At 51.3% G+C, this 21,183-nt stretch carries 21 protein-coding genes and 1 pseudogene; 13 read left to right on the plus strand and 9 right to left on the minus strand.

Features of this window, described 5'->3' with window-relative positions:
* Positions 1 to 15 precede the first annotated feature (15 nt).
* Genes A6395_RS11575 through A6395_RS11585 form a run of 3 tightly spaced genes read right to left on the minus strand, consistent with a single transcriptional unit; the run spans position 16 to position 2,297 of the window.
* The gene (locus tag A6395_RS11575) at positions 16 to 624 is read right to left on the minus strand and encodes a hypothetical protein (RefSeq protein ID WP_252100538.1); all 609 of its coding nucleotides are present in this window, start codon (positions 622 to 624) and stop codon (positions 16 to 18) included.
* Positions 625 to 653: 29 nt separating this feature from the next.
* On the minus strand, positions 654 to 1,820 hold the full coding sequence (locus tag A6395_RS11580) for a DEAD/DEAH box helicase (RefSeq protein WP_071399146.1): 1,167 nt from the start codon (positions 1,818 to 1,820) through the stop codon (positions 654 to 656).
* Positions 1,821 to 1,874: 54 nt separating this feature from the next.
* Positions 1,875 to 2,297 carry a hypothetical protein gene (locus A6395_RS11585; RefSeq protein WP_071399147.1) on the minus strand — a complete coding sequence of 141 codons (423 nt, stop codon included), beginning with the start codon at positions 2,295 to 2,297 and terminating at the stop codon, positions 1,875 to 1,877.
* Positions 2,298 to 2,657: 360 nt separating this feature from the next.
* Here A6395_RS11585 and pflB point away from each other — a divergent pair, with 360 nt between their 5' ends.
* Together pflB and pflA are read left to right on the plus strand one after the other, a co-directional pair.
* A complete protein-coding gene (gene pflB / locus A6395_RS11590) occupies positions 2,658 to 4,904 on the plus strand; it encodes a formate C-acetyltransferase (protein ID WP_071399148.1) in 2,247 nt (748 codons plus the stop codon).
* 56 nt (positions 4,905 to 4,960) lie between these two features.
* Positions 4,961 to 5,677, plus strand: coding sequence for a pyruvate formate-lyase-activating protein (gene pflA / locus A6395_RS11595; protein WP_070328909.1), 717 nt, complete (start codon positions 4,961 to 4,963; stop codon positions 5,675 to 5,677).
* A 40-nt stretch (positions 5,678 to 5,717) separates the two neighbouring features.
* On the opposite strand, the gene A6395_RS11600 is transcribed toward pflA, so the two are convergent.
* Both A6395_RS11600 and rsgA read right to left on the minus strand, forming a co-directional pair.
* Positions 5,718 to 6,944, minus strand: coding sequence for an NAD(P)-dependent malic enzyme (locus tag A6395_RS11600; protein WP_071399149.1), 1,227 nt, complete (start codon positions 6,942 to 6,944; stop codon positions 5,718 to 5,720).
* A 207-nt stretch (positions 6,945 to 7,151) separates the two neighbouring features.
* On the minus strand, positions 7,152 to 8,120 hold the full coding sequence (rsgA, locus tag A6395_RS11605) for a ribosome small subunit-dependent GTPase A (protein WP_252100539.1): 969 nt from the start codon (positions 8,118 to 8,120) through the stop codon (positions 7,152 to 7,154).
* A gap of 244 nt (positions 8,121 to 8,364) precedes the next feature.
* Between rsgA and A6395_RS11610 the strand changes: the two genes are divergently transcribed.
* From A6395_RS11610 to A6395_RS11635, 6 genes and pseudogenes are all read left to right on the plus strand, one after another.
* The gene (locus A6395_RS11610; protein WP_016508398.1) at positions 8,365 to 8,748 is read left to right on the plus strand and encodes a lmo0954 family membrane protein; all 384 of its coding nucleotides are present in this window, start codon (positions 8,365 to 8,367) and stop codon (positions 8,746 to 8,748) included.
* Between the two features lie 23 nt (positions 8,749 to 8,771).
* Complete coding sequence (locus A6395_RS11615) at positions 8,772 to 9,428, plus strand: PspA/IM30 family protein (protein WP_071399150.1); 657 nt, start codon at positions 8,772 to 8,774, stop codon at positions 9,426 to 9,428.
* An 86-nt stretch (positions 9,429 to 9,514) separates the two neighbouring features.
* Complete coding sequence (gene liaF / locus A6395_RS11620) at positions 9,515 to 10,207, plus strand: cell wall-active antibiotics response protein LiaF (protein ID WP_071399151.1); 693 nt, start codon at positions 9,515 to 9,517, stop codon at positions 10,205 to 10,207.
* Positions 10,204 to 11,232: a sensor histidine kinase gene (locus tag A6395_RS11625; RefSeq protein ID WP_071399152.1), complete on the plus strand. Its 1,029-nt coding sequence runs from the start codon at positions 10,204 to 10,206 to the stop codon at positions 11,230 to 11,232. Before liaF ends, A6395_RS11625 begins: the two co-directional genes overlap by 4 nt.
* The gene (locus A6395_RS11630; protein WP_070328913.1) at positions 11,229 to 11,861 is read left to right on the plus strand and encodes a response regulator; all 633 of its coding nucleotides are present in this window, start codon (positions 11,229 to 11,231) and stop codon (positions 11,859 to 11,861) included. The genes A6395_RS11625 and A6395_RS11630 overlap by 4 nt, the downstream gene beginning before the upstream one ends.
* Positions 11,862 to 11,884: 23 nt before the next feature.
* Positions 11,885 to 12,430: pseudogene (locus A6395_RS11635) on the plus strand (GNAT family N-acetyltransferase).
* Between the two features lie 18 nt (positions 12,431 to 12,448).
* Here A6395_RS11635 and A6395_RS11640 read toward each other — a convergent pair.
* The 4 genes from A6395_RS11640 to A6395_RS11655 form a co-directional block, all read right to left on the minus strand.
* A complete protein-coding gene (locus tag A6395_RS11640; protein ID WP_071399153.1) occupies positions 12,449 to 14,338 on the minus strand; it encodes an ABC-F family ATP-binding cassette domain-containing protein in 1,890 nt (629 codons plus the stop codon).
* Complete coding sequence (locus tag A6395_RS11645) at positions 14,335 to 15,036, minus strand: lysophospholipid acyltransferase family protein (protein ID WP_071399154.1); 702 nt, start codon at positions 15,034 to 15,036, stop codon at positions 14,335 to 14,337. Before A6395_RS11645 ends, A6395_RS11640 begins: the two co-directional genes overlap by 4 nt.
* Positions 15,037 to 15,123: 87 nt before the next feature.
* The gene (locus A6395_RS11650; protein ID WP_016508370.1) at positions 15,124 to 15,384 is read right to left on the minus strand and encodes a hypothetical protein; all 261 of its coding nucleotides are present in this window, start codon (positions 15,382 to 15,384) and stop codon (positions 15,124 to 15,126) included.
* Between the two features lie 84 nt (positions 15,385 to 15,468).
* Positions 15,469 to 15,711, minus strand: a complete 243-nt coding sequence (locus A6395_RS11655) for a hypothetical protein (protein WP_070328917.1) — start codon at positions 15,709 to 15,711, stop codon at positions 15,469 to 15,471.
* Positions 15,712 to 16,278: 567 nt separating this feature from the next.
* Between A6395_RS11655 and A6395_RS11660 the strand changes: the two genes are divergently transcribed.
* The 5 genes from A6395_RS11660 to map all read left to right on the plus strand — a co-directional run bounded on the left by A6395_RS11660 (position 16,279) and on the right by map (position 21,174).
* A complete protein-coding gene (locus A6395_RS11660; protein ID WP_071399155.1) occupies positions 16,279 to 17,130 on the plus strand; it encodes a CvfB family protein in 852 nt (283 codons plus the stop codon).
* 162 nt (positions 17,131 to 17,292) lie between these two features.
* Positions 17,293 to 18,822, plus strand: coding sequence for a degradosome RNA helicase CshA (cshA, locus tag A6395_RS11665; RefSeq protein ID WP_071399156.1), 1,530 nt, complete (start codon positions 17,293 to 17,295; stop codon positions 18,820 to 18,822).
* Positions 18,823 to 18,924: 102 nt separating this feature from the next.
* Positions 18,925 to 19,176: a hypothetical protein gene (locus A6395_RS11670; protein ID WP_071399157.1), complete on the plus strand. Its 252-nt coding sequence runs from the start codon at positions 18,925 to 18,927 to the stop codon at positions 19,174 to 19,176.
* 64 nt (positions 19,177 to 19,240) lie between these two features.
* Positions 19,241 to 20,407: an EAL-associated domain-containing protein gene (locus A6395_RS11675; protein ID WP_233589688.1), complete on the plus strand. Its 1,167-nt coding sequence runs from the start codon at positions 19,241 to 19,243 to the stop codon at positions 20,405 to 20,407.
* A gap of 11 nt (positions 20,408 to 20,418) precedes the next feature.
* On the plus strand, positions 20,419 to 21,174 hold the full coding sequence (map, locus tag A6395_RS11680) for a type I methionyl aminopeptidase (RefSeq protein ID WP_071399158.1): 756 nt from the start codon (positions 20,419 to 20,421) through the stop codon (positions 21,172 to 21,174).
* Positions 21,175 to 21,183: the final 9 nt, after the last annotated feature.

Raw genomic sequence — 21,183 nt, forward strand, 5'->3', positions numbered from 1 at the left:
AGAGCTGCCTCTTTTTTACTTGGAAGGTTTTGGAATGATGACCCCTTCTTCTAAATCAAGCAACATATCGATCAGTTCCGCGCAAAACTCAGGGAATTGATCGAGGAACGCACCTGGACCGACCTCATCCATGAAGTCGATGTACAGATCTGCTACGTTGCCAGCCATCTTCGCTGGAAGTGCGAGGAAGGCCGACCCGAAGCGCCAGCTGCCACGGATGTCGAGCAGCTTGCCGAGCATGACGTCGCCTGGTTCGCGTACTTCCGGTAGCATTACCTTGTACGTCTCTTTCGTCTCCCAATCACGTAAGCCGTCTTCGGTCACTTCAAACACAGAGCACCGGGGGACGGCGAGACCGCGCAAGGCATGATAGAGAGCAGGTGACATGTCAGCTTTGTGGTCCGCCAAATAGCGGCCATGCGGTGTCATCCCATCCTCATCCGTCTCAAAGAAGACGGCCCAATCGATGAACAAATCGCGGAACAGTTCGGCGTCTTTCAAGTGCCACGTGCCTTCCGAAGCGATCTCTTGGATATAGTTCGTCCACTGCGTGCTGCGTGCGAGTGCCGCTTGCTCGTATAACTTTTTCAGTTCGGCCAGCAATTCGGACTCTTCGACGAGCAAAGGGAAGGGAATTACTTTCCGGTCTTTTTTCATCGCCGTGGTCCTCGCTTGTCTGCAGGACGTTTGACGACCGGCGGTTTGTCTTCGATCCGTTTCTCGATGACTTCGCCACGGTAAATCTCAAGCTCTTTCAATTCGACACCGAGCTGGCGGGCGAACGATTTCAAGTGCGTCAAATCTTCCGGAGTCACGATCGAGAGGACCGTCCCGGCCGCGTTACCGCGAGCGGTCCGTCCAGAGCGGTGGATGAAGTCATCGGTCGATTCAGGTAAATCGAAATGAACGACGTGCGTCACTTCATCGATGTCGAGTCCGCGCGCTGCGAGACCCGTCGTGATGAGGAGCGGATATTCGCCTTTACGGAATTCGCGGAGCGTCTCGACGCGGGCACGTTTCCCTTTCAAGCTATCGAGCATGCGATAGTTCACTTTCATCTTATCGAGCTCACCTTTGAGCGGCGGTAAGAACGAGCGGTTGTTAATAAAGGCGAGCACTTTGACGCCATCGACGTGTGACAGGCGACGAAGCAGTTCTGGCTTATAGCGACGTGTCGTCAACATATAGCCGTACGTTACTTGAGCACTGACAGTCCGTTCGACCTTCACGTGAATCGGTTCTTTCAAGAACGGGGCAGCCCATGCTTGAAGCGTGTCCGTCAATGTCGCCGAGACGAGTGAGATTTGATGCTCGTGCGCCGTATGGTTGATGATGCGCTCGGCCGCTTCCGTCAATCCGCTGTCGATGATTTGATCGGCTTCATCGAGCACGATCGTATGCGTTTCGTGCAGTTTGAGTTTTTTCTTCTCGATCAATTCAACGAGACGTCCTGGTGTCCCGACGATCAAATGCGGTTTTTTCTTCAAGCGATCGATTTGGCGCTTCAGTTCGACGCCGCCGATGAACGAGGCGATCCGGACGTCACCTTTTTCGGTGAAACGTTGCGCCACCGTTTGGATCTGCATGACGAGTTCGCGCGTCGGTGCGACGATGACGACTTGGATCCGGTCGTTCGAGGCATCGATTTTTTCAATAGCGGGTAAAAGATAAGCGAGTGTCTTACCTGTTCCTGTCGGCGCTTCAATCGTGACGTCTTTTCCTTCTAAAAGGGGCGGGAACGCTTCCGCTTGGACCGGCATCGGTTCGTTAAAGCCAAGGCGTTCCCAGGCTTCGTTAATGAATGGTTTTGTAAAGTTCATATCAGTTCTCCTTATCGTTGGGCAAAAACAAAGGAAGCATAAGCGCTCCCTGGTTCAAATATAGCGAACATGTTCAGTGTCTTGGTCAATTGATGAACGGAGCGTCTGTGTGTACACTTGTCCGTCCTCGACGAGTTTGATGTGCACGTCGATGTGCTCAGGCGAGGCTTCGACACCTTCGACCGTGAAGCCTTGATACACGCGGTATTCCAATTCTTTAAGCAATTTTGAATAGGCGTTTAGTTCTGGATACGTCGTCGCGACGTCGATTGGGCGCGACACGAGTGCGACCATTAAATGGTCACGGAAATCAATGAAATCTTCATTCTCGATATCGTCATCAAAGCGAATCCAAAAGCCTTTTTCTTCAAATTCTGTGATAAATCCGTCGCGCTTGTCTCCAGCCTCTTCGACTTTAAGGGAGATGCGGTCACCGGCTTTTAAGTTATGCTCGGCTGTTAATGGTTCATACGTCATGGGAAGAACCCCTTCCTCTTCTACAATGTTCTGCTTCCATTGTGCTCGATATAAGGCAAAAATTCAAGTTCTATCCCGAACCTGTGAGTTAAGTCACTACAAAAACTGTATGATTTTTCACAACTCTTTAAAGATAATACAGGATTAACAAGAACGTGAACGGACAGGGATTCGTCTGTTTCTATGTAAGTTAAAAAATGACTATAACAGATAAAATAGCGCTTACAAAAACGGCATAACACCAATGTTCATGAGATTGTTACAACTTTCACAAGAATGTAAAACATATTGTTCACGTTTTCACGTACACTCATATTATAAGGAATCAGGCAGTTATCTCAACTATGAGGAGTGACCATAATGGCAACTGAAATTAAATCAGCCTGGTCAGGATTTGTTCCTGGACAGTGGACGAACGAAGTGAATGTCGGTGAATTTATCCGCTTGAACCGCCACGAGTATACAGGGGATGACCGTTTCTTAGTCGGACCGACAGAGGCGACGAATCGTCTTTGGGGACAAGTGATGGAATTGACGAAAGAAGAACGGGAACGCGGGGGCGTTTGGGATGTCGATCAAAACACGCCGTCGACAATCATCTCACACGGACCTGGGTACTTAAATAAAGACCTTGAAAAAGTCGTCGGTGTCCAAACGGACGAACCGTTCAAACGCTCGATTCATCCGAACGGCGGCATTCGCATGGTCGACGCCGCGCTCGAGTCATACGGCTTCGAACCAAATCCTGAAATCACAAAAATCTATTCAGACATTCGTAAAACACACAACCAAGGTGTTTTCGATGCCTACACACCAGAGATGCGGGCAGCACGTAAGTCAGGGATCATCACAGGTCTCCCAGACGCATACGGACGTGGTCGGATCATCGGTGACTACCGTCGCGTTGCCTTGTACGGTTTAGACTTCTTGATTGCCGAGCGTAAAAAAGATTTGGCGAACAATGGCGGTTTCCTCTCGGAAGCAGACATTCGGACGCGGGAAGAGATGTCTGAACAGCTTCGTGCCCTTCAAGAATTGAAACAACTCGGCGCTGCTTACGGATTCGACCTCGGTCGCCCGGCTGAAACGACGCAAGAAGCCTATCAATGGGTATATCTCGCTTACCTTGCAGCTGTCAAAGAACAAAACGGTGCGGCGATGTCTCTCGGACGCGTATCGACATTCCTTGACGTGTACGCTGAGCGTGACATGGCGGCGGGCCGTTTGACAGAGTCAGACGTCCAAGAAATCGTCGATCACTTCATCATGAAACTCCGCATCGTCAAATTCTTGCGGACGCCTGACTATAACGAATTGTTCTCTGGAGATCCAACGTGGGTCACGGAATCAATCGGTGGGATGAGTGAGGATGGCCGTTCGAACGTCACGAAGAGCTCGTTCCGTTTCCTTCACTCGCTCACAAACCTCGGCCCGGCACCAGAACCGAACTTGACGGTACTTTGGTCGACGAAATTACCGGAAGGATTCAAACAATATTGCGCGAAGATGTCAATTGAGACGTCAGCAATCCAATATGAGAACGACGACCTCATGCTTCCAGAGTTTGGTGACGATTACGGCATCGCCTGCTGTGTGTCACCGATGAAGATCGGCAAACAGATGCAGTTCTTCGGGGCCCGTGCCAATATGGCGAAAGCACTCCTCTACAGCATGAACGGTGGACGCGATGAGAAAAGCGGCGATCAAATCGCTCCGGCTTGGGACATGAACACAGAAGACGTCCTCACGTACGACAAAGTGTACGCTGACTTCGACCGGACGCTCGACTGGCTCGCGGAGCTTTACGTCAACACACTCAACGTCATTCACTTCATGCATGATAAATATGCGTACGAACGGATTGAAATGGCGCTCCACGACCCTGAAATCTTACGGACGATGGCTTGTGGTATCGCTGGCCTTTCGGTGACGGCGGACAGCTTGTCAGCAATCAAATATGCGACGGTCAAACCGGTCCGAAATGAATTCGGCATCGCTGTCGACTTTGAAACAGAAGGCGACTTCCCGAAATTCGGGAACAACGATGACCGTGTCGACGCGATCGCTGTCGAACTCGTAGAATCGTTCATGGAAAAAGTCCGGAAACACAAAACGTACCGCGACGCGCTTCATACGCAATCGGTCTTGACGATCACGTCGAACGTCGTCTACGGCAAGAAAACAGGTAATACACCGGACGGCCGTCGTGCTGGTGAGCCGTTCGCACCGGGTGCGAACCCGATGCACGGCCGCGATACGAAAGGAGCGGCAGCGTCACTCTCGTCAGTCGCTAAACTTCCGTTCGAACACGCGCAAGACGGTATCTCATACACGTTCTCGATCGTACCGAAAGCACTCGGTAAAGAAGACGTCGCACGTGAACTTAACTTGGCGGCACTTCTTGACGGCTATATGGGTGGCGAGCACAAAGGTCACCACTTGAACGTCAACGTCTTCAACCGTGAGACGTTGCTCGACGCCATGGAACATCCAGAAGAGTATCCGCAGCTCACGATCCGCGTATCAGGTTACGCCGTCAACTTCATCAAGTTGACACGCGAGCAACAGATCGACGTCATCAACCGGACGTTCCACGGTTCATTATAAGTAAAGGCTTGGCGGCCTTCGCTTGAAGGCCGCTCATTCGTTAGGAGGTCATCTCGATGACAATGGGATATGTACACTCGGTCGAATCGTTTGGAACCGTTGACGGCCCGGGAATTCGTTTTATCGTCTTTTTGCAAGGTTGTGCGCTTCGCTGCTTGTATTGCCACAACGCTGATACGTGGGATTTTAAAAAGAATAACCATCGTTCGGCCGAGGACGTCATTCAAGAAGCGCTCAGCTATCGTCCGTTCATGGAAGCATCAAAAGGCGGCATTACAATTTCAGGGGGCGATCCGCTCGCGCAGCCAGAGTTTTTAGAAGCGCTGTTGCGTGAAGCGAAAAAACACGGGCTCCACACGACGCTCGATACGTCGGGTGCACTCCGTCCCCCTAACCTTGACGCCATCTTAGACCATACCGACCTCGTCTTGCTCGATATTAAACACATCGATGACGACATGTGCAAGAAACTGACAGGACGGAGCAACGCCAACACGCTCGCGCTTGCTGAACACTTATCCGAGCGCGGAACGAAAATGTGGATTCGCCACGTCCTTGTCCCGGAATGGACGCTTGACGAAGGGGCGCTCCGGCGCACGGCGGCGTTCATTCAAAAACTCGACCACGTCGAGAAAGTCGAAATCTTGCCGTATCATGAGATGGGCGTCTATAAATGGGAGGCGCTCGGCCTCGACTATCCGTTAAAAGGCATCAAACCACCGACGACGGAAGAAGTCGAGTGGGCGGAAGGAATCTTACAAGGTACAGTCTAAAAAACTGCGCAGACCGTTATGGTCTGCGCAGTTTTTCGTGTTATAGCCGCTTATCACGTACGTGGCAGCGAATGGCGTCCTCGTCGAGCGGACGGTTGGCGACACCGGTCTCGACAGCAGTCTTCGCGACGGCGATCGCGACGGCCGGTGCGACCCGCTCGTCGAACGGGCTCGGGATGACGATGCCGTTCGCGAGGTCGTCCTCTGTCAACAAGTCGGCGATCGCATGGACGGCCGCTTCTTTCATCTCTTCGTTGATCTCTGACGCCCGGACGTCGAGCGCCCCACGGAAAATACCGGGGAAGGCGAGGACGTTGTTCACTTGGTTGGCGAAGTCCGAGCGACCGGTCGCGACGATGCGGGCACCAGCGGAAGTCGCGAGATTCGGCATAATCTCCGGCACTGGGTTCGCGAGGGCGAAGATGATCGAATCTGTGGCCATCGAGCGGACCATGTCCTCGGTGACGGCGCCTGCGGCCGAGACACCGATGAAGACGTCGGCCCCCTCGAGCACGTCTGAGAGTGTGCCGACGTGGAGCTTCCGGTTCGTCGCCTTGGCGATCTGGTCTTTGAACGGGTTCATGCCGTCGGCGCGTCCTTCATAGATCGCACCTTTCGTATCACAGATGACGAGATCCTCTACGCCGAAGCGCTTGAGCAGCTTGGCGATGGCGATTCCGGCGGCCCCGGCTCCGTTCATGACGACACGCAGTTCAGGCATCGCTTTGTCGACTAAACGGAGTGCATTGACGAGGCCGGCCAAGACGACGATGGCCGTCCCGTGTTGATCGTCATGGAAGACCGGGATCGGGAGCGTCTGCTTCAACCGGGCCTCGATCTCAAAACATTCGGGTGCCTTGATGTCTTCTAAGTTGACGGCGCCGAACGTCGGGGCGAGCAGTTCGACCGTCCGCACGATCTCATCGACGTTGTGTGTGTCTAAACAAATCGGGAACGCATCGACCCCGGCGAAACTTTTGAACAGGACGGCCTTGCCTTCCATGACCGGCAACGCCGCTTCCGGACCGATGTTGCCGAGCCCGAGTACGGCGCTTCCGTCCGAGACGACGGCGACCGTGTTGGCGCGCAACGTATATTCATAGGACAGCTCTTTATTTTCAGCGATGCGGCGGCACGGTTCGGCGACGCCCGGTGAGTAGGCGAGGCTGAGCGCTTCTGTCGTGTCGACGTCGACTTTTGGTGTCGTTTCCAATTTACCGTGGTGCAAAGCATGCATCTCGAGTGCGCGTTCGTTCAATGTTTTCATAACTCTCTCCCTGTGTGCGTACGATTTTTTGTCTGTCACAATCGACTACATTGTATCGAAGAAACCGCTTACTTTCGAGCGTTTTACCTGCTATGGACGCAATTATTTCTGAACGATTGTTCATATATGTAGAATTGGTCTTAACATTTGGTACTAATCATAAACGAAAACAAAAAGAGTCGCGGATATTCCGCAACTCCTTTGATTTCATGCTTTTGTTTTGCGCTGTTTCTTTTCTGCTAGTCGTGCCGCTTCGGCTTGGCGTTTTTCAGCGTAACGCAGCTCGCGTTCGAGTTTGACGTAACTCGCATACCGTTTTTTATCGAGCGCACCGGTCGCAATCGCGTCGCGAACGGCACAACCGGGTTCGGCTTGATGCGAGCAGTCACGGAACCGGCATCGTTCTGACAACTCCTCGATATCGCTGAACGTGTCGTCGAGATGATCGGCGCCGTCCCAAAGACCGAACTCACGCATGCCGGGCGTGTCGATGATGAAGAAGTCGTCGACGCGGAATAGTTCGCGGTGCGTCGTCGTATGCTTGCCGCGCTCGTCGCTTTCGCGGACGGCTTGCGTCTCGGCGAGTGTTTTCCCGGCAAGCGCGTTTGTCAGCGTCGACTTCCCGACACCGGACGAACCGACGAGGACGAGCGTGCTCCCGCTCGGCAGCGCAGTTCGCAATGCCTCGACCCCGTCGCCGGTGATCGAGCTGACCGGGAAGACGTCAATTCCTGGCGTCGTCAGTTGGATGTCTTGAACGAGTGGGGCCACATCAGGTACTTGATCAGCCTTCGTTAAGACGATAAGCGGTGTCGCCCCCGTCTCCCAGGCGGCGAGCGAGTAACGCTCGAGCCGGCGTAGATTGAAATCGTGGCCGCACGCCATCGTGATTAGAATATAGTCGACGTTCGCGCAGATCAGTTGTTCGCGCGTCTCGTTGCCGGCGGCTGTCCGTGAAAGAACAGTCCGTCGTTCAAGGAGACGTCGAACCGTACCTTGACCGTGCTCACGAACCGTGAACTCGACGAAGTCGCCGATGACCGGATAGTCGCGCTCGCTCATCGCCTCGTGGCGAAATTTGCCCGATATCCCGCATGTGAAAGCAGCGTCCGCTGTCGTTACGGTGTACATATGTTGGAACTGTGCCGTGACACGCCCCGTTGTTGTGTGATCCAAATCGAATCCTCCTTTTAATTGTGGAGGACAACTGCCCTCCTGTTGGCTGACAAGGTGTATACGGCTGTTTGTAAGGTGCTCATAAAACATCATCCTTTCATTGTTCGATACATTCACTGTACCACATTTTCTGATAACGCTATCATCTCAGTCTACAGACCGAGGGAAAACAAGCCTTCCGCTCGTCGCCATCTTTTAAATGGCGTATTATGATAAGAGTGTACTTAATGAGGAGGGATGACAGATGAATCGCCAAGTGAAGCAAGTGTTGTTCATCGTGGCGGCAATCTCTCTAGTTCTCGTCCTAATCGGCTTTTTACCAAATATGATCATGTTTGGTTTGGGGGCGCTCTTAGCACTTTGGGCTGGAGTCAGATTCATGGCCGTGACACATGTCGGCGCAAAAATCGGTTACGGCTTGCTCGCCGTGATCGGGATCATCACGATTTTGTCGAATATTTGGGCGTTAATCGGAATTGTGGTGGCATGGATGTTGTTTAAAGGGTATATGATGTATGCCAACCAAAAGCGGGACGTTGAGATTTTAAATGCGGACGGGTCGCGTGCTAGTCGTAGCAGCTTCCAATCGTTCGATCAAGTCTGGCAAAAGTTTGTAAACCGTCGCTAAGTTTTTAGAAGGAGGATTTTATGATGAAGACACCATTTGATCAGTTTCGTGATTTAGCTAACGAGTTGACGAAAGAATTTTCAAAAGAAATGAAAAAGTATCAAGAAAAAGAGGCGCCACGCTCGAGTGGGGAAGCCGAATTGAACCGCCATATCCGCGGTGCTGAAAAAGAAGCGTTGTCGGTCGAACGTCTCGTCGAGCGTCAGAAGGCGTTGCTCGGCGAACTCGCGACGAAGCGTGACGATGCCAAATTGATGGCTGACAAGCGCTACGAACAGACAGAGCTCGCGAAACAAGCCGGCGAAGAGAAACTGGCTGAACGCGCCGCTCTCGAGTCAAAACATTACGGTGAACAGTATCGCTACTTCGAAGGCTTGCTCGACGAAGGCGGTCGTGAACTTGACGCTCTTGAGCGCCGTGCCCTCGAGATGCGCCTTAAACTCGACGAGATGCAAAACAAACGTTACGAGTTCGCGATGCGTGAGAACCTTGATTTGTTGAAAGGTGCGCTCGATCAAATCTTCGGAGCGGACACATCGAAGTCGCATCCGTTCACAGAAGAAGAGAAGAAAGACGCAACGAAGGAAGAACCTGCGGCCGAAGAAAAAACCGACGCGGCGGACGAAGATGATTTCGAAGCAAAACTAAAAGAACTTGAGCGTCGCTTTAAACAAGACTGACGTAACAGTTCAGCGATGGTCCAGAGTATTTTCGGGCCATCGCTTCTTTGCTTCATTGTACATATCGTTAGGGAGGGGGAAGCAGAGTGGAACGTTGGAACACACGCCAAATTATCGGCTTCATGATTATTTTATTTGCCATCGGACTATTTATCGACATCGTGACGGGTGGGAACAGCGTCCTCTTCAGCATGATTGTGCCGCTCTTGTTGCTTTATATCGGGCGTCGCTTCAGCCGGAAAGGAAATCAGCCGATCAGTTATATCTTTTATGGAATTGGCGGCGTGATGCTCGTCGGACTCATCTTTTCTTCGGCCGCGTTCGGGTTCGTCTTGTCAGGATTGTTACTCATGTTCGGGTACCGTTTGTATAAAAATCGACCGCTTGAGTCGAGTCGGTTCCGGTCGCATATTCGTCAAGAACAGGCGTTTTCGTTCGGGACGAAAGAGTCGGGTCATTACGTCTTGCAAGACACGAATGAATTCTTTTTGCTGCGCGACGTCGAGATGGATTTATCGCGCGCCATCATTCCAGAAGGGGAGACGTTCTTGCTCTTGAACGGACTCGCCGGGGATATCCGTATCCTCATCCCAGCCGGTTACGATTACTCGATCGATGCCTCAATCGGTTTTGGCAAGATCCAAGTCGATGAATCGAACTATTCACCGGTGTTCAACCGCCGTTTTTATACGGCGTCTGATGAGTACCAAGCGGCGACGCGAAAAGTCCGGATTCATATCGTGCTCATGAGCGGAAGCGTCGAGGTGATGACCGTATGAAGAAGGATTCTTACCCAAGGACGGTCGTCTGGCACCAGTTATTCAGCAGCCTACTGACAGCGTTATTCGTGACGATTGCATTTCTAATAGGTGACTCGACTTCACTCCGAGATTTATTTACACGTGAAGAAGGGTTGCCTTTCGGTGTGTCTATCGTTGTCATCGCCGTCTTGATCGGCAGCATATTCGGAGTTGGGTCTTACTTTTACTTGCGCCGGGATTTCCGTGAAGTGGCGATTGCCCTATGGAAGCTCGAGAATCAAAAAGAGATCACGTTCCGGCCGTTATCGCCGTACCGCGATACGCTTGAACGGATTGTCCGCATCAGCAAACAACGTACGGAGATGATCGAGGTCGCCAAACGGGTCGGCGATCGGCCGGTCAGTGTCGAAGAGGCACGTAGCGAGGCGGTCGTCGAAGAACGTCGTCGTGTCGCCCGTGAGCTGCACGACTCGGTCAGTCAACAGCTCTATGCGATCTCGATGATGACGACAGCGGTCAAGCAGACGATCGAATCGAAACCGGAACTCGCCGCTAAACAGATCGGTCAAGTCGAAGTCATGGCACAGACCGCCCAGGCCGAGATGCGTTCGCTCTTGTTGCAGCTTCGTCCCGTCGAGTTAGAAGGGATGACCTTGAAGACGGGGATTGAACGTCTGTTAGAAGAACTGTCCCGCAAGCAATCGACCGAGCTCGTCTGGCGTCTCGAGGAAGTGAAATTGTCACGCCATACGGAAAATGAGTTGTTCCGTATCGTTCAAGAAGCGATCAGCAATACGCTCAGGCATGCCAAGGCGAAGCGGCTCGAAATCGAAATGCGGACCGTCCAACAGACGGTCATCTTGAAAATAAATGACGACGGGATCGGTTTTAACGTCGAGGATACACAAGTCGCCTCATATGGCTTACAATCGATAAGAGAGAGAACGGCCGAAGTCGGCGGGACGTTACGTCTCGTCAGCGTGCCTGGAGTCGGTACACAAATCGAAGTGCGTGTGAAACAACAAGTGGAGGGGTTAGAATGATTCGAGTCGTATTGATTGATGATCATGAAATGGTCCGGGCCGGTGTCTCGGCATTTCTGTCGACACAGCCGGACATTGAAGTAGTCGGGGAAGCGTCGGACGGGGCGACCGGAGCGGAGCTCGCCATCGCTGAAAAACCGGACGTCGTCTTGATGGACCTCGTGATGGAACCTGTGGACGGAGTCGAGTCGACGAAGCGTATTAAAGCGAGCTGGAAAGATGCGAAAATCTTAGTCGTGACGAGCTTTTTGGACGATGAAAAAGTGTATCCGGTCATCGAGGCCGGTGCGATGAGTTATGTCTTGAAGACGGCGAACGCGAATGAAATCGCCGACGCGATCCGTCAGACGGCAGCCGGTAATCCGGTCATGGCCGCACAAGTGACCGGCAAGATGCTCGAACGTCTGCGGCACCCGGAGACGACCCTTCATGAAAGTTTGACGGCACGGGAACGCGAGATTTTGCAACTGATGGCCGAAGGCAAGGCGAACCAAGTCATCGCCGATGAATTATACATTTCGTTGAAGACGGTGAAGACGCACGTCTCGAACATTTTGACGAAGCTTGACGTCTATGACCGGACGCAAGCGGTCGTCTATGCGTTTCAACATAATTTAGTGGACAAATAATCACTCGGACGGGGGGGAACGGGATGATTCCAACGATTGAAACGGAACGACTGCAGTTACGGCAGTTACAATCGACCGATGCGGAGCAGTTACACACGATTTTTTCAAACGTCGACGTGTTGCGCCATTATGGGATGGAGCCGCATCAATCGCTTGAGCAGACGGAACAAATGCTATTCGGGATGCTAGAAGGGATTGCCGACGGATCGATCATGCGCTGGGGCATTATGAGGAAAGGTCACCCCGAGTTGATGGGGACGATCGGATTCCACAATCGCGCCCCGCGCCATCGACGTGCCGAAATCGGTTATGAGATCCATCCGCGTTATTGACGGAACGGCTACGCGACAGAGGCATTGCAGGCGGCATTGACGTTTGCTGCGTGTTCCGCAGATATCGAGCGAGTCGGGGCTATCGTCTATCCTGAAAATATCCCTTCGCAGCAACTGTTAGAACGCAACGGTTTCATTCGTGAAGGAACGCTGCGCCACTATATGCGCCAAGGCAATCAAACATACGACGTGTACGTATACGGCTACATAGCGAAAAAAGACGGACCACAATGTTAAATTGTGATCCGTCTTTTTTTATTTTTTCTGAGCCTGAATTTGTTCATCGATTTCAGACAAGTACTCCCAGCGCTCCATTTTTTCTTCGAGTGTTTGCTTGAGGGTACTGATTTCATCGTAAAGATCGTTCACTTTCCCGAGATCGCTACCGGCATCGGCGAGTCGCGCTTCTGCGGCTTCGATTTTCTGTTCGGTTATAGCGATCTCTTCCTCGATCGTCTCCCACTCTTTTTGTTCTTTAAAAGTGAACTTGACGACGTCGGCTTTGGCGCGTTCTTTCTTGTCTTTCGGTTCTTTTTTAAGCTGCCGTGCCTCGTCTTGAAGCTCGGCCAGATAGTCGCTATATTCGGCGTGGTAGACGTTGATCGTCCCCTCTTCGAAGGCGATCAGTTGCTCGGCGATACGGTCAAGGAAGTAACGGTCGTGACTGACGGCGATGACGGTTCCTGGGAACGACTCTAAGTAGTCCTCTAAAACCGACAACGTTTCCGTATCGAGATCGTTCGTCGGCTCATCTAAGAACAAGACATTCGGCTCATCCATCAAAATCCGCAGCAACACAAGACGACGCTTCTCGCCACCGGACAGTTTACTGATCGGTTTATATTGGGCGTCCGGTGTGAACAAGAAACGCTCGAGCATTTGACCGGCGGTGATCGTCTCGCCGTCCGGTGTGTAGATGACTTGGGCGATCCGTTCGATCTCGTCGATGACCCGTCGCGTCGTATCGTCAAATTCGACTTGTTGACCGTAGTAACCGATGTGAACCGTCTCACCGTGGACGACCGTGCCTGACGTCGGTTCGATGCGACCGGCGAGCAAGTTCATGAGCGTCGTCTTGCCGCTCCCGTTCGGTCCAACGATGCCGTATCGTTCTCGGCGTCCGAACAGCCAGCTGAAATCGTGAATGAGCGGCGTGTCCGCATACTGGAACGATAACTGTTCGACTTCGATGACTTTTTTTCCGAGCCGGCGTGAACCGACCGATACGTCGAGCGCATCGTCTTCGGCGAGTGCCTCTTGCTGCTTTAAGCCCTCGACACGTTGAATCCGGGCTTTCTGTTTCGTCGTCCGAGCTTTGGCACCGCGGCGTAGCCAAGCGAGCTCGCGTCGCAAGATGTTTTGCCGCTTTTGTTCCATCGACTGAGAGCGGGCTTTGCGTTCGGCCCGTTTCTCGAGGAACAGTTCATAGTTCCCGTCATAAAAGTAAGACGTGCCGTCGGCAATCTCGAGAATATGGTTCGTCACCCGGTTCAAGAAATAACGGTCGTGGGTGATGAGCAAGATCGCGCCTCGGTAGTCCGCGAGAACCGTCTCGAGCCAAGCGATCGTATCGGCGTCGAGTTCGTTCGTCGGCTCGTCGAGTAAGAGCAAGTCGGCTTCGTCGAGCAAGGCCGCAGCGAGCGCGACCCGTTTTTGTTGGCCCCCGGAGAGGGAACTGATCTCGGCCGACACGTCAGGTAACCCAAGCCGATTCAAGATCGACTTCAGCTTCGCTTCCGTTTCCCAAGCGTCAGCGGCATCGACCGCTTGCTGTGCTTTCATGAAACGTTCGAGCCATTGCTCGCTCGATGGGTTCGCCTCGAGTGCTTGGCGAGCGAGCTCGTATTGTTTTAACGCCATGACGGATGGGGTGTTGCTTGTGAACAAGGCGTCTAAAATTGTCTGACCGGGAGCGAAATCAACGGTTTGCGTCAAATAACGAATCCGATAGTCGTTCGGATGTTGCATCGTGCCTTTGTCGGCTGTTTCGACGCCGGCAATGATTTTTAAGAACGTCGATTTCCCAGAACCGTTGACGCCGATGACGCCAATCCGGTTACCGGGATGAATCGTCATCGTGACGTCGTCAAACAAGACTTTGTCGGCGAACTCTTTACGGATGCCTTCGATTGTTAATAAACTCATTTGGAACCTCCTTCAACGACTTGGCGAATCATCGCTTCTACTTTCGCTGTCAATTCTTTATTCGAGACGTCGGCCGGGTCGATGGCCGGTAAAAACGTCACATCGACGATACCCGGTCTAATCCGATTTTTCATTTCGAGCAGGTGATGGCTGCCGTTGATCGCCACCGGAACGATTTTTGCTCCGCTCGACGTAGCGAGCGTCAGGCTGCCGGCTTTAAACTCTTTCATCGGCCCACCTTTTGAACGAGTGCCTTCCGGGAAGATGATGATGGACTGTCCGGATTGGATCGTCTCGACACCGGCACGGATCGCTTTGACGGATTGGCGGCGGTCACTGCGATCGATAAAGATGCAACCCATCAATTCCATCCAACCCGCGATCATCGGAATTTTTTTGACTTCGATTTTTGAGATGAACGCTTTCGGGTGCTTTGTCGCCGTGATCATGATCGGGATGTCGAAGTTTCCTTGGTGGTTGGCGACGTAGACGACCGGTTCGTTCGGAATATGTTCTTGTCCGTGCACACGGACTCGGGCTCCGGCCACTTTCAATAAGAAGCCGGCCCAGTTGTAGGCGATTTTTTGAACGTAATCGTATCGTGCCGGTACGTCGAGTCGTTTTGCTTTCGGATAAAACGGAAGCAAGACGGGCAAGACGGCGAAGAACGAGAAAAACCAAATGGCGGTGCGTAACATAGTATCAATCTCCTTTTCAAAATAGAGCCAAACAGCAAGAAAGAGTCTTCTTCTCACACAGAGAATCTGACTCTTAGACATGAATCTTTATTCCCAGAAGCGAGAATCGGTTTCCTCTTCTTCTTCCTCGAGTTCGAACGTAATTCGTTTATTCACCGGGTCAACGACAAAGTAGGCACCGTCTTGCTCGATGCTCTTAAACTGCATCACGTGATCACTGCCAATTTCTAAGGTGAGGCGGATTCGATTGTCGTCATCGACGAGCAAAATGCCGTCTTCTTTCAGCCACAGCTCCATGACGGGTGAATAGCGTAACAGCCATTCGTTCGATAAAGGGATTTCATTCATTCGTGTTTGTGCCTCCTACGGTCCAAGTCCGTTGTGCTCTTCTATCTAGAATAGAATACCAAAAGTGGAGTGGGAACACGAGCGTTATGTAGAGCGTTTGCGTGAACTGGAGTGCATGCGAGCGACGATGCGATCGATGCGCTTTTGATTGCGCCTTTCTTTCAGGAGCACGTTCATTTGTGCGATAAGCTGTTTAAATGAAGATAGACCCATGGCGAGCAGTGCCGCGAACAAGAATGTGCCGATCGGATCTTTGAAAAAACCGGTTTGGAGCGAGACGGACAAACCGACGACTGAAAGAATCGTGGTGAGAAAATAAAATAGCATGAGTGACTCTCCCTTCCCAGATGATTCAATTGAAAAAACCGAACGTATTTCTCGTTCGACAAGTGAGCAAAAAATTCCTTTTTTTGTCGAACAAAACAAAAAAACGCCTTCTGACGAGCGAGAGGGCGCTTACTCTTGAACCATCGTGACGGAAGACGACACGTTCGTATCGACACCGTTTGAGAATATGAAACTCAGCGAAGCTAGAAGAGCGAAGAATGCAATCAAAAGGCCCTTCATGAAGCGTTTCGCAAATGAGCGAGATTGAACATCAAACATTTTATTTCCCCCGTTCGGACATTGCTGAAACCTGATTTATAAACAACACTCCTTTAATAATAACGTTTTCAAAAAGTGGATACTAGATGGAAAAACATTGTTCACAAAATTGTCACAAAATTCCGTCTGATACTCGGTCGATTTAGAAGCTTGACGGTTGGGTGGTTCATTGTCCCGTTCACAAATTGGACACAATTGACCTGAAGCAGGAAAAGGAACGTGATATGATTAAGAACGTGTGTAGGTAGGTATACTGACAGTAATAAGATGAAAAAGGATGTGTATAGAATGGTATTACGTGCAGGAGATGTAGTCGATCTAGTTGCGGAACGTTCAGCCGATTTTGGCGTATTTATTGGGAACGGCCGTGAAGAGGTATTACTTCATCGGAAAGAACAAACAGAAGAAGTCACAGTCGGTCAAACGGTGCGTGTCTTCCTATATCATGACTCGGAAGGCCGTCTCGCTTCGACGATGACGATTCCGAACGTATCGTTTGATGAATATGAATGGTTCGAGGTGACAGGCGTTCGCTACAATACGGGCGTCTTCGTCAACATCGGCATTCAAAAGGACGTGCTCGTCTCGCTCGACGACCTTCCTGAAAACCGGACATATTGGCCAAAAGAAGGCGATAAGCTATGCGTCCGTCTCAAGTACGATCAAAAAGGCCGTCTGCTCGGAGAACCGGCTCATTATGCGTATTTGAACTTGCTCGCCCGTCCCGCCAAAGAAGAGTGGGGCAATCAAGACGTTCAAGCGATCGTCGTCAATAAACGCGATGTCGGTGTCAACGTCTGGGTCGAGAACGAATCACTCGGTTTCTTACATGAAGCAGAGATGACGCGATGGCCGCGTCTCGGCGAACAGTTAGCAGTACGTGTGACGCAAGTGAAACAAGACGGCACCGTTCTTGTGTCGATGAAACCACGGGCGTACGAAGCAATCGACCCGGATGCAGAAAGCATTCGTTCTTACATCGAAGAACGCGGCGGTGAAATGCCTTACGGCGACAAGACAGCCCCGGACGTGATCGACCGTGAGTTTGGCATGAGCAAGGCGGCCTTCAAACGGGCGCTCGGGAAGCTCTTGAAAGAAAAGCAAGTTGAAAAACTCGACAACGGGTATAAATTGAAATAAGATTACTCATGTACAGGTGGCCGAAAAAAGTTTTAGAATGTATTTCTTTCATTTTAGAAACAAATGCGGTATAGTAATAAGAGTTGACTACGAGGAAACATTTAAAGAACGTCTGCAGAACCAACCTCAGACGTTTTTTGCATGAACAAAGGAGAATATAATTTGACAAAATTTCAAGATTTACAGTTAAGTGATGCATTAGTAAAAGGTGTACTCAAAATGGGCTTCGAGGAAGCGACACCGATCCAAGCTGAAACAATTCCAATCGCACTCACAGGAGTGGACGTATTAGGTCAAGCACAAACAGGTACAGGGAAAACAGCAGCTTTCGGTATTCCGACAATTGAGCGAATCGACACAAAGGCGCGTCAAGTCCAAGCACTTGTTCTTGCACCGACACGTGAACTTGCGATTCAAGTTGCAGAAGAATTGAACAAAATCGGGGAAGCGAAGCGTGTATACGCACTTCCTGTATATGGTGGTCAACAAATCGACCGTCAAATCCGCGGCTTGAAAAAGAACCCGCAAATCGTCGTTGCGACACCTGGACGTCTCATGGACCACATGAAACGTAAGACGATCAAACTCGATGAGATCCAAACAGTGATCTTGGATGAGGCGGATGAAATGCTCAACATGGGCTTCGTTGAAGATATCGAGATGATTTTGAAAGGCCTTCCGGCTGAACGTCAAACGCTTCTCTTCTCAGCGACAATGCCACCACAAATCAAGAAGATTGCTGAGCGCTTCATGAAGTCGCCAACGATCATCAAAGTAAAAGCGAAGGAAATGACAGTTGAAAACATCAACCAACAGTTCCTCGAATTGCGTGAAAACCAAAAATTCGATACGCTTTGCCGTTTGATCGACATCGACTCACCAGAACTCAGCATCATCTTCGCTCGTACGAAGAAACGTGTTGACGAAGTTACAGAAGCACTCATCAAACGTGGTTACACGGCTGATGGCCTTCACGGTGACTTGACGCAATCAAAACGTGACCAAGTCATCCGTCGTTTCAAAAACGGCACGATCGACATCTTGGTCGCAACAGATGTAGCGGCGCGTGGACTTGATATCACAGGTGTCACACACGTTTACAACTTTGACGTCCCACAAGATCCGGAAAGCTACGTGCACCGTATCGGACGTACAGGCCGTGCTGGTAAAACAGGTACTGCCCTTACGTTCATCACGCCACGTGAATTCGGTCAAGTGAAGTCAATCGAGCGTGTGACGAACAAGAAAATGAACCGTCGTCACGTACCGACGATCGCAGAAGTACTCGAAGGAAACCAAAAGCAATCAGCTGAAGATTTGATCGAACGCGTTCAAGCGGGCGATTTCAAAGCTTACACGCAACTTGCGACTGAGCTCCTTGAAGAGTACGAAGCAGTCGAGCTTCTCGCAGCAGCACTTCGTGGTTTGACGAAAGAGCCAGATTCAACACCTGTTGAAATCTCTTACGCAGAACCAGTTCGTGTGAAACGTCAAGGTGGACGCAACGACCGCGGTGGATACCGTGGTGGCGCACGCAGTGGTGGCGGAGACCGTCGCACTGGCGGCGGAGACCGTGGCGGACGCTCAGGCGAACGTAGCGGTGGCGGTGGATACCGTGGAAAACGCACTGGTGGGACTGACGATCGTCGTCGCTCATCAGAAGACCGTGGCCCACGTCGTCCGCGTGACTAATCGATAAAACGAAAACCGCATTTCCTTAAGTGGATTTGCGGTTTTTTTATTTGTCTCATGCTACACTGAACGAGTAGAGATTGAAGGATGAGGTGTCAACGGATGGTAGAACTAGGTTTAGGTCTCGTCATATTATTGGCGTGCGTCCTAGCATTGAAACCGATTGTTATGCGGACAGCACGTCCGAATTTCCGATATATTCCGGTCGCCACACTTTTGTTTGGCGCGATGATTTGGTTAGTCATGGCCATCGGCGTCGGCGGGAAGATGGGAATCGGATACGGTGTGATGAGTATCGTGTATTTTATTGCTTGTTTCGGTGCCTATATGTATGTGCATACACGAGCGAGCTGAAACCGGCTCGTTTTCTTGTTTCAAAAATGAGGATGAGGTGATCCAATTGGACGCAGTGGATGTGATGATGAATCCAAATGAAGTCGAAGTGACATATGAACCGATCTTCGGGGCGGCCACGTTTCAAGTGGAAGGGTACATGGTACACGGCCATTTCAGGGGCGAGTCGCTCACCCCGTTCTTTTACGATGACGACGTACCGGTCGAGTATCAACTCGACATCGCCAAACGGATGGAACGATTGGCCGCCGAAGCGTTGCGTGACGAAAAGCAGTTCGTCACGTTCCGCTGCCGGTCGGAATGGATCCTTGAAGAAGGGGGCGAAGCATTTTTAGCACCGTTACGGGAATTGAACTTCCCGCTCCACCGGATATTTGTGACACTTCAAGGGACCGAGCTCGTTGATGTGTCTCGTCTGTCCCGCGTCGTTCAATATTATCGATCTTCTGGTGTGAGAGTCGCGCTCGACTTTGCGGAGTCGACGAGTATCGAGGACATCATGACGATTGCACCGGAGTTGTTGCTTGTCGATTTAGCAACGATGGTCGAGAAGAAGACGTTGTCGGTGACTTACCCCCAAATGCTCCAGACGATGGAATACATCGCTTCGAAACTCGGGGCCCCGCTGCTTTATAAGTCAATCGATCATCTCGGTCAGTTGCGTTACGCTTGGCAGCACGGTGGAAGTTACTACATGGGTGGCTTGTTAGGTCGTCAAGAGGATTTCCCGCCGCGTGAAGCAAAAGGAATGAGTGTGCTGACGCAAGAAGTTCCAGCGTTCTTCCTGCACGACCAAGAGCGATTGAAGCGGTTGTATGAGCTGGAATTCGAACTTCACGGAAAAGTCGCGGAGCTCGTCCAAACCGGGAAATGGTCACGGGATAAGAAGGATGAATGGCTGCTCCATATCGCCCCTAAATTAGAAGGGATGCTCGTTCGCTACTACTTGACCGACCAAACTGGCTTCCAGACGAGTGCGAACGTCTACCAAGAGCAACATGTTTGGAAAGTCGACAACACGTACCGGGGCTATAACTGGAGTTTTCGACCATACTTTATCAGAACGATGGCGGCGATGAGCGTTCGCGGACGGGGCTATTTGTCGGAAGACTATCGCGACTTCAGCTCTAACGAAGTGACGCGGACGTTCAGTTATCCGTTGCCGGACGGCATGTTTTTGTTCGCCGATCTATCAGAAGAATACTTATACCAAAACCGATTATTAGATTGAGAGGGATTATGATGTTTGATTACGATTATGATGCGTTGCGTGAGATTGGAAGAATTGTCGCCCGGGCAAGGGATGAGATGGCTCAGGCCGTCACGCCAGGAATGACGACGAAAGAGCTCGATGCGATCGGGCAACGTATTCTTGAAGAAGAGGGAGCGGCCTCGGCGCCGATTACGATGTATGAGTTTCCGGGCTATACGTGTATCTCCATCAATGAAGTGGCTGCCCACGGAATTCCAGGTAAAGAAGTCATTAAAGACGGGGACATCGTCAATGTCGATGTGTCTGCCGTGAAAGATGGCTATTATGCAGACACGGGACGGACGGTGATTGCCGGTACACCGAAATCGCCAGAACATGTTCGCTTAGTCGAGGTCTCGCTCACGTCGCTCGAAGCAGGTCTCAGCAAAGTGAAGGCCGGTACGAAAGTGAACCAGATCGGAAAAGCGATTTACGCGGATGTCCGCAAAAATGGCTTCACTGTCATTCGAAACTTGGCAGGTCATGGACTCGGCCGCACGCTCCACGGCGAACCGGAGACGATCTCGAACTACTATAGCCGGGAAGAGAATGACATCTTGAAAGTCGGTCAAGTCATCGCGGTCGAGACGTTCGTCTCGACGAAAGACGAGATCGTCTACCAGTCAGAAGAGGATGGCTGGGCGTTGTTCACACCGAACGACAGCCCCGTCTCGCAGTTTGAACACACGGTCATCGTGACCGAGGACGGCTATGAAGTGTTGACTGGCACGTTCCGAGAAGAATAATGTAATCAA

It is taken from the genome of Exiguobacterium sp. SH31, from assembly GCF_001816105.1.
Taxonomy (GTDB): domain Bacteria; phylum Bacillota; class Bacilli; order Exiguobacteriales; family Exiguobacteriaceae; genus Exiguobacterium; species Exiguobacterium aurantiacum_A.